This window comes from Stenotrophomonas thermophila, from assembly GCF_001499715.1.
Classification (GTDB): Bacteria; Pseudomonadota; Gammaproteobacteria; order Xanthomonadales; family Xanthomonadaceae; genus Stenotrophomonas; species Stenotrophomonas hibiscicola.
Genome location: NZ_CVIW01000025.1, coordinates 1 through 14,395 on the forward strand (window position 1 = coordinate 1; position 14,395 = coordinate 14,395).

The 14,395-nt window shown below is 64.4% G+C and carries 16 protein-coding genes, 1 tRNA gene and 1 pseudogene; 6 read left to right on the top strand and 12 right to left on the bottom strand.

Annotation, left to right across the window (positions count from 1 at the left end):
- Positions 1-43: 43 nt before the first annotated feature.
- Positions 44-352 carry a TFIIB-type zinc ribbon-containing protein gene (locus tag BN1263_RS12490; RefSeq protein ID WP_058981523.1) on the bottom strand — a complete coding sequence of 103 codons (309 nt, stop codon included), beginning with the start codon at positions 350-352 and terminating at the stop codon, positions 44-46.
- Positions 353-502: 150 nt separating this feature from the next.
- On the opposite strand from BN1263_RS12490, the gene BN1263_RS12495 reads away from it, so the two are divergent.
- Positions 503-1,270 carry a CPBP family glutamic-type intramembrane protease gene (locus BN1263_RS12495; protein WP_058981524.1) on the top strand — a complete coding sequence of 256 codons (768 nt, stop codon included), beginning with the start codon at positions 503-505 and terminating at the stop codon, positions 1,268-1,270.
- Positions 1,271-1,362: 92 nt separating this feature from the next.
- Positions 1,363-1,785 carry a response regulator gene (locus BN1263_RS12500; protein WP_021203157.1) on the top strand — a complete coding sequence of 141 codons (423 nt, stop codon included), beginning with the start codon at positions 1,363-1,365 and terminating at the stop codon, positions 1,783-1,785.
- Positions 1,786-1,861: 76 nt separating this feature from the next.
- Here the strand turns inward: BN1263_RS12500 and BN1263_RS12505 are convergent, their stop codons facing one another.
- Positions 1,862-2,800, bottom strand: a complete 939-nt coding sequence (locus BN1263_RS12505; protein WP_058981526.1) for an alpha/beta hydrolase — start codon at positions 2,798-2,800, stop codon at positions 1,862-1,864.
- Between the two features lie 82 nt (positions 2,801-2,882).
- Positions 2,883-3,722, bottom strand: coding sequence for an alpha/beta hydrolase (locus BN1263_RS12510; protein ID WP_058981528.1), 840 nt, complete (start codon positions 3,720-3,722; stop codon positions 2,883-2,885).
- A 597-nt stretch (positions 3,723-4,319) separates the two neighbouring features.
- Between BN1263_RS12510 and BN1263_RS12520 the strand changes: the two genes are divergently transcribed.
- Positions 4,320-4,637 carry a hypothetical protein gene (locus tag BN1263_RS12520; RefSeq protein WP_058981532.1) on the top strand — a complete coding sequence of 106 codons (318 nt, stop codon included), beginning with the start codon at positions 4,320-4,322 and terminating at the stop codon, positions 4,635-4,637.
- 237 nt (positions 4,638-4,874) lie between these two features.
- Positions 4,875-5,645, top strand: a complete 771-nt coding sequence (locus BN1263_RS20480; protein WP_144435354.1) for a glycosyltransferase family protein — start codon at positions 4,875-4,877, stop codon at positions 5,643-5,645.
- 268 nt (positions 5,646-5,913) lie between these two features.
- Here BN1263_RS20480 and BN1263_RS12530 read toward each other — a convergent pair.
- A pseudogene (locus BN1263_RS12530) lies at positions 5,914-6,600 on the bottom strand (DNA-methyltransferase).
- A gap of 104 nt (positions 6,601-6,704) precedes the next feature.
- On the opposite strand from BN1263_RS12530, the gene BN1263_RS20485 reads away from it, so the two are divergent.
- Complete coding sequence (locus BN1263_RS20485; RefSeq protein ID WP_144435355.1) at positions 6,705-7,037, top strand: site-specific integrase; 333 nt, start codon at positions 6,705-6,707, stop codon at positions 7,035-7,037.
- Here the strand turns inward: BN1263_RS20485 and BN1263_RS12535 are convergent.
- The 3 genes from BN1263_RS12535 to BN1263_RS12545 form a co-directional block, all read right to left on the bottom strand.
- Positions 6,998-7,735, bottom strand: coding sequence for an adenylate/guanylate cyclase domain-containing protein (locus tag BN1263_RS12535; protein WP_058981536.1), 738 nt, complete (start codon positions 7,733-7,735; stop codon positions 6,998-7,000). The two genes, BN1263_RS20485 and BN1263_RS12535, sit on opposite strands and share 40 nt — an antisense overlap.
- 17 nt (positions 7,736-7,752) lie before the next feature.
- Positions 7,753-8,232 (bottom strand): Pycsar system effector family protein, encoded by a 480-nt coding sequence (locus BN1263_RS12540; protein ID WP_527059171.1) that lies wholly within the window; start codon positions 8,230-8,232, stop codon positions 7,753-7,755.
- Between the two features lie 140 nt (positions 8,233-8,372).
- Positions 8,373-8,448 (bottom strand) — tRNA-Lys (locus BN1263_RS12545).
- 178 nt (positions 8,449-8,626) lie between these two features.
- On the opposite strand from BN1263_RS12545, the gene BN1263_RS12550 reads away from it, so the two are divergent.
- The gene (locus BN1263_RS12550) at positions 8,627-9,625 is read left to right on the top strand and encodes a DUF2268 domain-containing putative Zn-dependent protease (RefSeq protein WP_058981540.1); all 999 of its coding nucleotides are present in this window, start codon (positions 8,627-8,629) and stop codon (positions 9,623-9,625) included.
- A gap of 63 nt (positions 9,626-9,688) precedes the next feature.
- Here the strand turns inward: BN1263_RS12550 and queC are convergent, their stop codons facing one another.
- The 5 genes from queC to tolB form a co-directional block, all read right to left on the bottom strand.
- The gene (gene queC, locus BN1263_RS12555) at positions 9,689-10,354 is read right to left on the bottom strand and encodes a 7-cyano-7-deazaguanine synthase QueC (RefSeq protein WP_058981542.1); all 666 of its coding nucleotides are present in this window, start codon (positions 10,352-10,354) and stop codon (positions 9,689-9,691) included.
- 78 nt (positions 10,355-10,432) lie between these two features.
- Positions 10,433-11,134, bottom strand: a complete 702-nt coding sequence (queE, locus tag BN1263_RS12560) for a 7-carboxy-7-deazaguanine synthase QueE (protein ID WP_005410746.1) — start codon at positions 11,132-11,134, stop codon at positions 10,433-10,435.
- Between the two features lie 303 nt (positions 11,135-11,437).
- Positions 11,438-12,256 carry a tol-pal system protein YbgF gene (ybgF, locus tag BN1263_RS12565; RefSeq protein WP_019660125.1) on the bottom strand — a complete coding sequence of 273 codons (819 nt, stop codon included), beginning with the start codon at positions 12,254-12,256 and terminating at the stop codon, positions 11,438-11,440.
- Between the two features lie 3 nt (positions 12,257-12,259).
- Positions 12,260-12,778 carry a peptidoglycan-associated lipoprotein Pal gene (gene pal, locus BN1263_RS12570; protein WP_005418510.1) on the bottom strand — a complete coding sequence of 173 codons (519 nt, stop codon included), beginning with the start codon at positions 12,776-12,778 and terminating at the stop codon, positions 12,260-12,262.
- Positions 12,779-12,842: 64 nt separating this feature from the next.
- On the bottom strand, positions 12,843-14,162 hold the full coding sequence (tolB, locus tag BN1263_RS12575) for a Tol-Pal system beta propeller repeat protein TolB (RefSeq protein WP_019660126.1): 1,320 nt from the start codon (positions 14,160-14,162) through the stop codon (positions 12,843-12,845).
- Between the last annotated feature and the right edge of the window lie 233 nt (positions 14,163-14,395).

Sequence of the window (14,395 nt, forward strand, 5' to 3'; positions counted from 1 at the left end):
CGACTGTTACCGCCAAAAGTCGAGCATGGCTCGACGCTACAAACTAGAAATCGAACAACTCAGACAGGAAGTTGTCCTTCTTCTTTTTCTTGTAGCCGTGCCCCCGGTTGTCCTCGTAGCGCTGGCCGAGGTGGCGGGTATCACGGTGCATCACCGGTGGCGGCGCGGACGCCGGCTGAGCCTGCACGGGCGCTGGCGGAGGTACCGCAGCACCGGCGCCCGCACGTTCGATGATCTTGTCCAGCTCGCCACGATGCAGCCACACACCTCGGCAGCCAGGACAATAGGCGATTTCGATGCCATGGCGTTCGGCCATCTGCAGGGTCTGGGTCTTGCACACGGGGCACAGCATCGGCATTGCTCCTGTCGGTCTGGCAATGACTCTACCTGCCCTGTGATGACTGTGCGGCAACCCATGACCGATGGCACGGGGACTTCCGACGCGTGCCCGTGCCACGGCAGTCGCACACACTGGGCCCCCTGTTCCGCAAGGAGTGCGTACATGACCAGGTTGTCCCGCCTACCCAACGCCGTGCGCATGGGGCTGGTACTGCTGGGCGTTGGCCTCGGCCTGAACCTGCGCGATATCGCCGCGGCCATAGGCACACCGATTCCCGCACTGCCCATCCCCTATGGCGGCAGCCTGGTGGACAACGCGCTGGCGGCGCTGGTAGCACTGCTGCTGGCCGCGCTGCTGCGCCCCCGTGGAACAAGCCTGCTGGCCGGCCTCGGGCTGCGCGGGAATGGCTGGGGCGGCCCGATGTGGGTGCTGCTGGCCACCCTGCCGTGCTGGCTGGGCCTGGCACTGCTCGGCACACCAAACAAGGCACTGACCGCATTGGACGCCACGATGCTCGCAGTGCTGTTCCCGCTGACCGAGGAAGTGCTGTTCCGGGGCCTCGGCTTCGTGCTGCTGGTGAAGCTCATGCGCGGGCCATGGCCCCTGCTCGCGCTGCCACAGGCGCTGCTGTTCGGCTGGGTGCACTGGCTGGGTTTCGGCGGGTTCGACGGCGGCGGCATCGCGCTGTTCGTCGGCGCAGTGATCGCCCTGGGCGGCTTCATCTTCGCCTGGCTCGACCACCTTGACGGCGACACGCTGTGGTGCGGCCTGGCCCTGCACGTTTCGATGAACCTGGCCTGGAATGTGTTCAGCCTCGATGACGCCCTCGCATTGGGCTGGCAGGCCACCAGCCTGCGCATCGGCACCGCCCTGCTCGCGGTCGCGGTGCTGGCCTGGCACGTGCATCGCCGGCGCCAGATGCGGGTGTAACGCCCACTTAGCCTGCCGTGCACGTCGGGATCACTACTGGCTTGCGCATACTTGCGCGCCATTTCACCGTTGCTGTCCGGAGTTGTCGCGTCATGTTGCTGTCCAAGCGCCACGTCGAACCCCGCGTCCTGCTCATCGAGGACGCCGAGGAAACCCGCGAACTGAGTCGACTGGCGCTGGAAAGCCAGGCCTGCCACGTGGCGGGCGTGAGCTCTGCCGAAGCGGCATTGGGCCTGCTGGCCGCCGGTGAGCGTTTCGACTTGCTGTTCACCGACGTGAATCTGGGTGCAATCAGTGGCATTGAAGCCGCCAACCGGGTCCGCGGCCTGTATCCCCAGCTGCCGATCCTGGTGACGTCGGGCATGGACCAGCACCAGGTGCTGCCGCAGCTGCGCGACGGCATCCATTTCCTGCCCAAGCCGTACAACATGAGCGAGCTGCTCGACGCCATCCGGCTGTGCTTCCGGCATGCCGATGTGGGCGTATTGACCGGGCCGGATGCACAGGCGGCCTGAGGCGTTCATCCATGCATGGCGTGCATCTACTGCAATGGCTCTGCAGATCCACGCCATGCGTGGATGGCGCCCATCATCAACCGCTGCTGTACGGCCCGCTACCCGGGAACACCTTCAGCAGCGCACGGGTGATCGTGTCCGGGTAGACGGTGAAGTGATCCTCGTCATCGATCACCATGTTCTCCACCTTCAATGATCGCCCGCTGCTGCGCAGCTGCTCGGCGAATTCTGCGTTGTGGCGCAGCATGTCGTTGCGGGTGAAATAACGCGGTTCGGGCTTGACCGTTTCAAAGCTGCCCACCGACAGCACCACCGTGGTCGGCTGCGCCGGCGCCTTGGCTTCGGCCTGCATGCGCGGCACCCGATGGTCGTCGAACCACAGCGATGGGCTGGACAGGATGTAGGTGCGGAACATATCCGGGCGCGTGGTCAGCACGTAGGCGCCGAACAGGCCACCATAGGAATGACCCGCATAGGCACGCCGCGCCGGATCGGTGCGGTAGCGCGCATCGATCATCGGCAGCACCTGCCCAGCGAGGAAATCGCGGTAGTGCGCCGCGCCGCCGTAGCTGACGTCGTCGCTGTAGTCACGCGGATCGGTGCGCGCCGGATCGCTGGGCGTGTAATCGCGCAAGCGGCTCTGCTTGGACGTCAGGCCTTCCTGCGGCGGCAGCCCGACCAGGATGAAATCCTCCAGGTTCACGCCCTTCTGCCCCACCATGTTGCGCACGCTGCGCACCAGCGGGAAGCTGTACAGCGCATCGGTCACGTACAGCACCGGATAGCGCTTCTCCGGATGCGCCGCGTAGTCAGCCGGCAGTGCTACCCAGACCGGATAATCGCGGCCGATCGGATCGTGCACGCGCAGCGCTTCGGTATCCGGCAGCACCACGCCCGACACTGCGGCGGCCGGGCTCTCCTTCGCTTCATTCTGCGTTGCCGGTGGCGCCACCGACATCGCACAGCCATTCACGGCCAGGCAGGCCGCCATACTCCATCCACGCACACGCTGCATCCACACGCTCCCATTGCGGGCGGCGCACCGGATGGCGCCGCTGCCGCATCCTTGCATGGTGCGCAATCCACTGCCAGTGCGGTCAGGGCGAGGCCGGCGGCGCCGGGAACAGTGTGCGCAGCGCCTGCAATGCGGCCGGATGATAGATCGTAGCGTGGGTTTCTTCCGGCAACGGCAGGTACTTCACCAGCGGCGACGGCGAAGCCTGCTGCAGCAACTCGGCCAGTCGTGCAGTGGATGCGGCCAGCTCCGGCTGCCCACTGCTGGCCAGGAATACGCGCGGCTGCGCACGCGTCACCGCCGGCAGCTGTTTGGCTGCGCCGGCCAGCATTGCGCCACGGTTCCACCACAGGCTGGGGTCCAGCGCGATGTAGCTGTTGAACAACGTTGGCTCCTGCAGCAGCGTCTCGACCACGAACAGGCCGGCCAGCGATTCACCGATCAGCGCGCGCTCGTCGGTGGTCGGGTAGCGCTGGCGCACCTGCGGCATCAGCTCTTCGCGCAGGAACGCGCGGTAGGCCGCCGAACCACCAATGCGCGGCGCGATCTTCCGGTCCTGCGGGTCGTTGCTGGGGCCGGTCATGTCGCGGCGGCGCTCGGTGTTCTCGATGCCAACCAGCAGGAACGGACGCATGCTGCCGTTGCCGCTCAGCACCTGCACCAGCCCGGCCACATGCAGGAAGTCCTCACCGATGCCGCCATCGGCCATGTACAGCACCGGCAGCGGCGCCTTCGGATCCAGGCCCCACGGCTGCGGGCGGTAAACATTGATGCGGCGGGTTTCGCCCAGCGCCTTCGACCCGATGGTGAAGGTCTCGCCGATGACCAGAGGCGAGGCGGCAGCGGGCGGCGCGGTTTCGGCGGCCATCAGCGGCGCGGCGGAGACAGCGGACAACAACAGCGACAGCACGATCAGACGCATGGAGCGGCCCATCCTGGGAAAGTGCCGAGCATAACGCCAAGGCCAAGGCGTCGGCCGACTCGGCATGCCTGCACGTATGCTACGGCGCTGCGCGATGCTTGAACTGTATCGGGAAATGACTGCAATCGGGTTTGCTAACATTCATCGTTTCCTACAAGGAGTTGGGACATGGGGGGATTCAGCATTTGGCACTGGATCATTCTTCTGGCGGTCGTCCTGATCCCGGTCGGCATCGCAGCCGTCATCGCAGCGATTGTTCTCAGGCGAATGTAGATCCACGCCATGCGTGGATGCGCATTGTGGGGATGCCTCAAGGGCATTCGCGATGGCGACGGCGCCGACGGTCTGCCCTGGCCGGAAACCGATCTGCCGCCCGGGCGGGAACAGGCCATGGCACACGCGGAGCGTGCCGCCATTTGCATGCTGACCGTGGCGGAAATGCTGCACGCCGCGGAACGCTGCCGGTCGAGGGCCACGCCCGACCGCCATCTGGATGAGGGGCTAATCGGGCCGGCGTAGCCGCCGTTGCACCCAGATCCGGTCCATACTTGGGACGGACTGGTTGCCAGTCCCTTCGAAACCTACAAGGAGGTTTGCATGTTGAGTGCCCTGCTCATCGCCGCGCTGGCTGCCAGCTCGGCCGCGCCCGTACCGTATGCCGATTGCCTGCTCGGCAACGTCCAGCCCGGGCTGTCTGATCGTGCCGTGCAACTGGTGCAGGAGGCCTGTGCTGCAAAGCATCCGGAGAGCTTCGCCGCAGCAATGGAACTGGAACGCAGAACCAGTCTGCAGCGGCTCACCTATTTCGAGGCGGCAAGAGCGGAGGCGGCACGTTCTGCGAATGCAGCAGCAACGGCCGCACAGAAGGCTGCTGACGCGGCGGCGGCTAAAGCGAAGACTGCGCGGACGAAGTAGTTGCCGTGGAGAAGCGCAACAAAAAAGGCACCGCATTGCGGTGCCCTTCTGAATGACCTGGGTCATTGGATGCAATTGGTGGGCCGTGAAGGATTCGAACCTTCGACCAAAAGATTAAAAGGCGCCCACTCTTCCCCACAAAATCAAATGGTTACCTCAGCCATTTTTCCCGGCGCGGCACCGTGAAACCCCTGCGACATATCGGGGGTATGTCCATTTTTCCCGCCCCGTCTCTCCGTGCGCGATACTTCGAGCCTGGGCCGCGCGTACACCAAAAGGGACGGGGAGAAGCAGGGAACAGTTCGGCGTTGGGGCGAGATCCTAGGATGGGCAATTACAGCCGGCCTGATCGTGGCATTGCTACTCAACCCGGATGGGCCTTGGGAGCGCTGGCTAACAGCTTCAGCGTTCCTCATCATGGTTCTCGGCAAGACTTTCAACTGGCTCAGACCACCGACGCCTGAGCGATTCGCGTCGGATGCGGCACGTGCGCAGCTTCGAGAGGCGATGCGCCAGGTGCTACAAGGCGAGATCTACCGGCGTCGGCGAGAGCAGTTGCGGCAAGATGTTGTGGTGCGCGACTTGTCACGCATGGACAGCTACCCGGACGCACTCGGGGGAGACGGAATCTCGCCCTGGTTCCGTGTCGGCCTTGTCGACACCTACGACAAGGGAATCGTAGTGGGCCTGCGTATCGGCGGCCTTAAGGAATGCGAAGCGGGCTATCGGTTTGTCGACTGGATCAATGGCGAGAAGGGCGACCATGTGGTGTATCTGCTGGGTGACATTCCTTACGACTCCATCGCATCGGTCAACCTTGATGGCGACGAGTACTACGGCTACGCGCACATCTACTGCCACTTCGATTTCGAAGGCCAGCCCTATCGGCGACTATGGTTCGGCCGTCAAGTGGAGATCAACGCTAACACCTGGTACTACGAGCATGTAGCGGACTATGACGCCGTGGCCTGCAACAATCCCGTGGATGGCACGCTGCATTTCGGCTGATACCAGCGGCAGTCGCGCGGCCGGCGGCAGCAATGGACAGTGCCTCATCGTGCCGCAGATAACCCGGGAGTAAGAGGAGTGCTCGCCTGACGATGTGCGGGCGGGTCCTCCGCGGCGAGACACAGCAGGCTATTTCGGCCTCACTACTCGCTCGAGGACTTTGATCTCGCGTGCAGGCTAGTAGTACCCGGGCGGAATCGTAAAGGGGCGGGGAGGTGCGGCGGACCAACCTCCCCTCCCTTCGGAGTGCGCCCAACCCCGTGGCGCGTCAATTCATATCAGCGCCCACAAGGCGATCGCTGGCAACAGCGTAGTAGTGCTCTGTCATTTCAATTCCGGTCCAGCTATAGCCGTCCTGATTCGCCGCAACCAACGTAGTGCCTGAGCCAGCAAACGGGTCGAGAATTCGGCCGCCCTCCTCTCAGATCCGCACCAACTGTCGCATCAGGTCCGTGGGCTTGCCGGTCACGTGATGCTTATCGGCCTTTCGAACGCTCTCGCGGATCACACCTGGCAATACCGGGGCGCGCCGGCCCAGCGGCATGTTGCCCTTGCTGCCCCACACCACGTACTCGGCTTGGTTGCGAAAGCGCCCAAGCTGAGGGCGCACACCCTCCGTCTTGTCCCACACGGCCACACCGCGCCAGGTGAACCCGGCGCACTGCAGTGCATCGGTGGTGAGCGGCAACTGCCGCCAGTCCGTGAAAAGCAACACAGGGGCGCCATCCTTCAAAACACGGTTACATTCGGCCAGCCACAGCCGCATCCATGCCAGGTGCGAGCGCTGGTCGCGCTCGTCGCCTACAAAGTCGTCATGCAAACCGCTGCGTACGTACTTGCTTGATGGCGCCTGCTGCCGCGAGGCGGCATGCACGCCGCCGCTGGCATACGGCGGATCAGTGATGAGGGCGTCGAAGCTCGCGGTCGGCAGGGTCGGCAGGGGCTGCACACTAATCGCCGGAAGCCCAGTCGCGACAACTTAGTGGAGTGGACCCCGCGGGTACGGCACGCATGGGATGCCGCGGTCGCCCGCCCTGAACCATCATCGAGCGCCACAGCTTGCCGGTTCAGCTGCGGGCCGATCAGCGCCACCTCTTCCTTACAGAGCAAGGCGAGCCCTTACAGAAGACCAGCCTGGACAGCACCTGGCAGCGCTTCATCCAACTCGCTATCACCGCCGGAGTCATCGTGGCAGAGGAACGCTTCAGCCTGCACGACCTCAAGCGAAAAGGCGGCACGGATACTGTCGGCAACCGCGCCGACAGGCAAGATGCTTTGGGCGTCACAGACGCCATGATGAAGGTCTACGACAAAAGCGTTCCTCGGGTGAAGCCGTCCGGGGCACCTAGCTCTTACCCACCGGGTGGTTGCCACCACCAGTTCGATCGGTAGATGACATCCCTCAATTTAGCCGGCGCGGCTCGCCATTCCCAAAGCTCCCACATGATTCGCTTAGCACTTCCGTCTGGCGGAAAGTGGTAATACGTGCGTTCATCCAGTTGCGAGAAGACAGCGTCGGTGACATAAGTCGCATAGGTGCTCTCGCGCACAGAAGCCAGCTTTGCGGCGATGTTGGGTGCGCGCCCGATCCAGACAAGATCGTTGTTCCGGCGAATTCCCGTTCTTGCGACAAACACTTGACCGGCATCTATCCCGGTCCCGTGCTTAATAATTATTCCGTTCTCCGCAAGGTGGCTGTACTTGCTGAATTTCGGCCTTAGTACGTGGATAACGGTCCAGTTGATCTGAAACGCAGCCTTTGCCGCCCTGACGCACTTGTCGTCTCCGATGAAGACGCCCATGACGCGATCCCCGTCGAAACTACGGATGTGACCGCCGTGGTACCGAATAATTCGACAGCTTGTAGCCAGGAAGGCCTTCGCGATCTCGGCGGCCAACCAAGCAGGGAGAGTCATGGCAATTCTGGTGGACTCAGCGAGGTCAGCATAGAGCATCGCAGCATCCAGCTTCACTGCCCCAGAACCTAGCGCGACGTCTTCTGCTTCCGGAACGTCTCTACCGTCGCGGGGAAACCATGAAGTCGCCAGTACACCATCCACCTCTGCCTCGATATTTTCCTTCAGTCCCATGTGCAAATCCTTTTGCCTTAGGCGGCGATTGAGATTGAGAGCAACGAAACAACCCACGGAACGATAGACGCAAGTAGCCATCCGAATGCCCGGCGAAGATGCTTGTACTTAGCAGTAAGGATTGAAGCGTTCCTCCAAACCTGGTGAGCAATCTCCACTGCAAGGTCTCGATCAGATACGTCGAGCAACAGTCGCGCGTATTCCGCGGACGTGAGCTTCGCCACATGCCCGAAAAAAATGGTTGACTTGCCTGCCGGATCGACATTTGGAAATGCCGCACGATAGATGGCGAGGTAGGACAGGCCAGAGAACAAGGAGAAGGCCGTCGTCAGGATCACCAAGGCGGAGCTTGCGTGGGCGGCCTCAGGCCACTTGGAGAAAAGAACACCTGACATTGCTGTGTTCACACCAAGCAGCACCGCAAGCATTGCATCCACGCGAGGAAAGATGCTCAGCACTACCTGAAGATGCGTCCAAGCTCTTTGCGATGACTCCATGCCCCGTCCGCCCTGATCTTTACCGTGAGATTCTGACTCTCACAGCGCGCAATGCAACTGCTCTGCGGGTCGTTTCACGGAGGGCATTACGGAGAAGACGAAAAAAGCGCCACTAGGGCGCTTTAAGTCATTGATTGCAATGGTGGGCCGTGAAGGATTCGAACCTTCGACCAAAAGATTAAAAGTCTTCTGCTCTACCGACTGAGCTAACGGCCCATTGCACTGCCCCAGCCTTTCGGCGGGGTGGGCATTCTACCCTACTTTGGCGGGCCGGGTGAAACCCCAGCGTGTCGAGGATGCCGGCCAGCGGCCGGCACTACCCGATCTGGCGAACCGGCTTAAACCTTCCGGGCCTCACGCGCATCCCAGCTGTGATTCCTGCCCGGAGCCACGGATGCGCCTGCCCCTCTGCCTCGTTGCCGCCCTGCTGCTGCCCTGTACGGCACTGGCCACCCCATCCCAGGTCGTCACCGACGACATCGGCCGCTTCTGGGCCACCTATGACGCGGTGCGCGCCGAGCCCGACGTTGAACGCCAGGTCGCGCTCGTGCAGGAGCGCTACATCGATCCAGGCAGCCCCGGCCTGCATGCGCTGACGCAGGTCCGCAACTATACCGCCCGCGAATACGCCGAGGCCATGCGCGCGTGGCCGCGCTTCTGGACGTCGGTACGCCCATTGACCGCCAACGCGCAGCAGGCCAGCGCCACCCTGGAACGGGATCTTTCCAGATTCCGGGCGCTCTACCCGGCTTTGCGCCCGGCCACCATCACCTACGCAGTCGGTGTGCTGCGCACCGGCGGCACCACGCTGGGTGACAAGGTGCTGATCGGTGCCGAGATGGCGCTGGGCGATGAGCGCGTGGACGTGAGCGAACTGCCCGAAAAGATGCGCGACCGGCTACGGATCTTCTACGACAGCCGTCCGGGGGCGAACAACGCGCAGAACAACCTGCACGAGTACGTGCATACCCAGCAGCGCGAGACCACCGGCAGCCTGGCGCAGTACGTGGTGCGCGAGGGTGTGGCCGAGTACGTGGCCGAGCGGCTGAGCGGGCGTCGGCCGGCGTTGCCGCTGTATGCCTACGGGCCCGCGCACGAGCCGGAAATCCGCACGCGCTTCATTGCCGAGATGGACGGGGGTAACCTCGACAACTGGCTCTACAACAGCGCCCGCAATCCATTCGGGGTGAGTGATGTGGGGTACTACGCTGGGTATCGCATCGCGCAGGAGTACATGCGCCAGCAGGCCGGCGAGAAGGCCGGTATCGCGCGGATGATCGAGCTGGACTATACCGATGCGGGGGCGGTGCGGGCGTTCATCGAGGCATCGGGGTGGTTGCCTGATGAGGCTGCCGGCCAGCGGCCGGCACTACCAGACTCCAGCCGCCGGTAGCGCCGGGACAGAGAGTGCGAACCAACGGTTCGCACCCACCATTGGGGCATCAGCCCCATCACCTCAGACGTACAGCGTGGGGTCCGGCACGCCGGCTTCGGCGAAACCCTGCGCGCGCAGGCGGCAGGCATCGCAGTGGCCGCAGGCGGCGCCGTTGGCCTCGGCGTTGTAGCAGGACACGGTCAGGCCGAAGTCCACGCCCAGGCGCACGCCTTCGCTGACGATCTGGCCCTTGCTGAGGAACTGCAGCGGCGCGTGTACCTTGATGCCCGCACCTTCCACGCCCGACTTGGTGGCCAGGTTGGCCAGCGCCTGGAACGCGGCCACGAACTCGGGGCGGCAGTCCGGGTAGCCAGAGTAATCCACGGCGTTGACGCCGCAGAAAATGTCGTTGGCGCCGAGCACTTCGGCCCAGCCGAGGGCCAGCGACAGCATGATGGTGTTGCGCGCCGGTACGTAGGTGACCGGAATGCCGGCGCCGCCGGCCTCGGGTACGTCGATGTCGTCGGTCAGTGCCGAGCCACCGATGCTGCGCAGGTCCACGTCCACGGTCTTGTGCGCGACCACGCCCTGGGCCTTGGCCACGCGGGCGGCGGCGTCCAGTTCGGAGGTGTGGCGCTGGCCGTAGCGCACGCTCAGGGCATGCACGGCGAAGCCCTGTTCCTGGGCCATGGCGATGACGGCGGCTGAATCCATGCCGCCGGAGAGAAGCACGACTGCCTTCTTCATGGGTAAAACATCCGGTTGGGAGGGGAAAGCCAGCACGCTGTCCCGCGCCGGAGTTACATCAGGGAACGTTGCCTGGGCTCATCGGCCCGGCTCGTCGTTCCACAGGATTTTATGCAACTGCATCTGGAAGCGCACCGGCAGGCGGTCTTCGACGATCCAGTCGGCCAGCTGCCGCGCGGTGATCTCGCCCTTGCTGGGCGAGAAGAACACGGTGCAGCGCTTCACCAGCTCGTGCTCGGCGACCAGGGCCTTGGCCCAGTCGTAGTCCTCGCGGCTGCAGATGACGAACTTGATCTGGTCGCGTGCGGTCAGCAGCGGCAGGTTCTCCCAGCGGTTGCGCGCCACTTCGGCCGACCCCGGGGTCTTGATGTCGACCACGCGCGATACACGCGGGTCCACCGCGCTGACGTCCAGCGCGCCGGAGGTTTCCAGCGAGACGTCCATGCCGGCGTCGCACAGCTTCTGCAGCAGCACCAGGCAGCGTTTCTGCGCCAGCGGCTCCCCCCCGGTCACGCAGACGTGGCGGACGCCTTGGGCCAGCACCTCGGCCACGATGTCGTCGATGTCCCACCAGGTGCCGCCGTGGAAGGCATAGGCGGTGTCGCAGTACTGGCAGCGCAGCGGGCAGCCGGTCAGGCGCACGAACACGGTCGGCCAGCCGGCGGTATCGGCCTCGCCTTGCAGCGAGGTAAAGATCTCGGTGATCTTCAGGCGCGGCAGCGGCGACTGCACGATGTCGCTGGGGGTGGCGACGGCGTTTGACGGGGTAACGGCGGTCATGGCGGGTACTTCTTGGTGGGGCACGTGGCGGGTGGGCTACCGTGGCCGGTAACGAAAGCAGCCGAGCGTGGGCTCGGCTCTACAACAACAACCGGGCGGGCATGGCCCAGCCGGTAACGAAAGCAGCCGGGCGTGGGCTCGGCTCTACAACAGCAACCAAACGGGCATATCCCTGCCGGTGACACGAGCCGTCGGGCATGGCCCGGCGCTACCGGATCCGGGCGGGTTTGCCGGTCCGGAAACGAAAGCAGCCGAGCATGGGCTCGGCTCTACAGGGCACCCATTGTACGCCCGGTCAGCGGATCAGCGGATCTGCTTGCCCAGGCGGATGGACTGCAGACGGTCCTGCGCGGTGCGCGCGGCGTCCGAGCCGGGGTACTGCGCCACGACGGTCTCCAGCGTCTGCTGGGCCTGGTCTACCTTGCCCTCGCCGTACTGCGAGAGGCCGATCTTGAGCAGGCCGCCCGCGGCTTTGTCGTGGGTCGGATAGCGCGAGAGCAGTTCACGGAACTGGGTCTCGGCCATCGGGAAATTGCGGGTGGCGTAGTAGCTCTCGCCCAGCCAGTACAGCGCGTTCGGCGCGTAGACGCCATTTGGGTACAACTCCAGGAAGCTCAGGAACAGCTGCGCCGAATCGTCGTACCTGCCGGCCTTCAAGGCATCGAAGGCAACGTTGTAGGAGGTGCGCTCGTCACCGGTGGCGGCGAGGCTGCCGGCATCACCATGGACGGAAGGCGGCCGCTCGGAAGTGGCCGCCGCTGCGGGTTTTGCCGGGGCCGGTGCGGCCTTGGGCGCGCTCGCCGGAACGGGCGGCAGGGCCGGGGCGGCGTTGCCCCCTTCCAACCGGTTCAGGCGGCTGTCCAGATCCAGGTACTGGTCCTGGGCGGACTGCTTGAGCTGGGCGTTGTCGTGCTGCAACTGCTCGATCGAAGCCTGCAGGCTGGTGACCTGCTGCCGCAGCTGATTGATCTGGTTCAACAGGTCCTGGTTGGCACTGTTGTTGTACATCTGCTGCTCGAGCGCGCCGACACGGTCAGCCAGGCTCTGTCGCTGTGCGTGCGCCGGTGCGGCAGCCACGAGGGCTGCCGCAACGACCAGCATCAGTTTGATGCCAATGCGCATGGATTACTGCGCGGTGTAGACGATTTCGACGCGACGGTTCTGCGACCAGCAGGACTCGTTCGACTCGGTGCAGACCGGACGCTCTTCACCGTAGGACACGACGGTCAGCTGCGAAGCCGAACCACCGTTGGCCTGCAGGGCCGAGCTGACGCCGTTGCCACGACGCTCACCCAGGGCCTGGTTGTACGCGCGCGAACCGCGCTCGTCGGTGTGGCCCTGCAGGGTGATGCGCGAGGACGGACGGTCACGCAGGTACTTGGCGTGGCACGCCATGATGGCCTGGAATTCCGGCTTCACGTCTTCCTTGTCCAGGTCGAAGTAGACCACGCGCTGGCGCAGGCAAGCGTCGGTGTCCAGGTCGCCCGGGCCGTACAGGCCGGAGGTCGACGGACCGGTCGGGGTGGTGGTCGAGGTGCCGGTGTCGACCGGGGCTGCCGGCTCTTCCTTCACCTTCTTCGAGCAACCGGCCAGGACGGCCACAGACAGCAGGGAAACAAGCAGAACGCGGGTGGACTTGTTCATGGCGATACCTTTGTGGCTCCTAAGCCGATGAGGGGTTCAAGACAACGAAAATATTAACACTCTTTTAGCGCTGGGTACGGTATGGGGACCATGCCGGTTCGCGCACATCACCGTCAGCCAGGACCAGGCGCTGGCGAACCCGCGCATCGGCCGAAACGGCATACAACACACCACGGCCACCTTCGCGGGCGGCGTACAGCACCATGCTTGCGTTGGGCGCAAAGCTCGGCGATTCATCCAGCGAACCCGGGGACAGCGTGCTCCAGCGGGGCGACCCCAGCGAGCTGTCCATCATCGCGATCTTGTAGCTGTTGCCAGAACCCTGGGCGACGACGATCTTCTTGCCGTCGTAGGACACCGACGGTTTGGCATTGTAGTTGCCCTGGAAGGTCACGCGCTCGGCGCTGCCGCCACCAGCACCGACCTTGTAGACCTGCGGACGGCCGCCGCGATCGGAGGTGAAGTACACCGCGCTGCCGTCCGGTGCCCAGGTCGGCTCGGTATCGATGGCGAAGTGGTTGGTCAGCTGGGTCAGCTGCTTGCTGCCCAGGTCCATCACGTAGATCTCCGGGTTGCCCGAGCGCGACAGGGTCAGGGCCAGCTTGCGGCCGTCCGGCGAGAATGCCGGGGCGCTGTTGATGCCACGGAAGCTGGTGACCAGCTCGCGCGCGCCAGTGCCGATGTTCTGGATGTAGATGGCCGAATTGCCACGCTCGAAGCTGACGTAGGCCAGCTTGCTGCCATCCGGGCTCCACGACGGCGACAGCAGCGGCTCGGCCGAACGCACGATGGTCTGCGGGTTGAAGCCGTCGGAGTCGGCCACCATCAGCGCATAGCGCATGGCGTCGCCCTTGCCGCTGGCGGTCACGTAGGCGATGCGGGTCCAGAAGGCGCCGCGGATGCCGGTGATCTTCTCGTAGATGGCGTCGGCCATCTGGTGGGCGACGTCGCGCATGGCGTTGCCACGGGCGGTCATCGCCAGGCCCAGCAGGCGCTCGCCCTTGGGCACGTCGAACAGTTCGTATTCGACGCGGTAGGCACCGGCACCGGCGTCGAGCACGCGGCCGACCACGATGTAGTTCTGCTTCAGCGCGCGCCAGGTGGCGAACTGGATGTCGCCGCCACGCACCGGCTTTTCGACGATCTGCGCTTCCGGCAGCGTGCGGAACTGGCCCGAACGCTCCAGGTCGGCACGGACCACGCCGGCGACGTCGGTCTGCGGAGCGGCCGACGAACCCTGGTAGGGCATCGGCACGATGGTGATCGGCAGCGCGGAGGCATTGCCGCCGATGATGTCGATATCCAGCCCCTTCTGCTGCGCGACGGCAGCAAAGGGCAGCAACAGGGCCGCAAACACGGCAAGCCAGCGAGGCATCTTTTTCATGGAGCGCTCAATAGGGGGAAACCGGAACGAGGGATAGCAAAGCAGGAGTGAACCGCTTCGCAATCATGAACCAAGGGTACGTGAATTCCGGGTCAGTTCCAGCCCGTCCTCTCACGCACCGTTAACGTCGTGGCTAACATCGCACCGCCTGCCCCGGTCACGCCACCCAGCGGGGCGGTGTTCGACAGCAGCCTAAAGCCTGCCCGGCCGAAACCGAGCACACCAGAGGCAAG

What these genes read in the sequence shown, in the direction of transcription:
- BN1263_RS12490 (WP_058981523.1), bottom strand. Translation starts at nt 352, where the DNA reads ATGCTGTGCCCCGTGTGCAAGACCCAGACCCTGCAGATGGCCGAACGC.
- BN1263_RS12495 (WP_058981524.1), top strand. Translation starts at nt 503, where the DNA reads ATGACCAGGTTGTCCCGCCTACCCAACGCCGTGCGCATGGGGCTGGTA.
- BN1263_RS12500 (WP_021203157.1), top strand. Translation starts at nt 1,363, where the DNA reads ATGTTGCTGTCCAAGCGCCACGTCGAACCCCGCGTCCTGCTCATCGAG.
- BN1263_RS12505 (WP_058981526.1), bottom strand. Translation starts at nt 2,800, where the DNA reads ATGCAGCGTGTGCGTGGATGGAGTATGGCGGCCTGCCTGGCCGTGAAT.
- BN1263_RS12510 (WP_058981528.1), bottom strand. Translation starts at nt 3,722, where the DNA reads ATGCGTCTGATCGTGCTGTCGCTGTTGTTGTCCGCTGTCTCCGCCGCG.
- BN1263_RS12520 (WP_058981532.1), top strand. Translation starts at nt 4,320, where the DNA reads ATGTTGAGTGCCCTGCTCATCGCCGCGCTGGCTGCCAGCTCGGCCGCG.
- BN1263_RS12535 (WP_058981536.1), bottom strand. Translation starts at nt 7,735, where the DNA reads ATGGGACTGAAGGAAAATATCGAGGCAGAGGTGGATGGTGTACTGGCG.
- BN1263_RS12540 (WP_527059171.1), bottom strand. Translation starts at nt 8,232, where the DNA reads ATGGAGTCATCGCAAAGAGCTTGGACGCATCTTCAGGTAGTGCTGAGC.
- BN1263_RS12550 (WP_058981540.1), top strand. Translation starts at nt 8,627, where the DNA reads ATGCGCCTGCCCCTCTGCCTCGTTGCCGCCCTGCTGCTGCCCTGTACG.
- queC (WP_058981542.1), bottom strand. Translation starts at nt 10,354, where the DNA reads ATGAAGAAGGCAGTCGTGCTTCTCTCCGGCGGCATGGATTCAGCCGCC.
- queE (WP_005410746.1), bottom strand. Translation starts at nt 11,134, where the DNA reads ATGACCGCCGTTACCCCGTCAAACGCCGTCGCCACCCCCAGCGACATC.
- ybgF (WP_019660125.1), bottom strand. Translation starts at nt 12,256, where the DNA reads ATGCGCATTGGCATCAAACTGATGCTGGTCGTTGCGGCAGCCCTCGTG.
- pal (WP_005418510.1), bottom strand. Translation starts at nt 12,778, where the DNA reads ATGAACAAGTCCACCCGCGTTCTGCTTGTTTCCCTGCTGTCTGTGGCC.
- tolB (WP_019660126.1), bottom strand. Translation starts at nt 14,162, where the DNA reads ATGAAAAAGATGCCTCGCTGGCTTGCCGTGTTTGCGGCCCTGTTGCTG.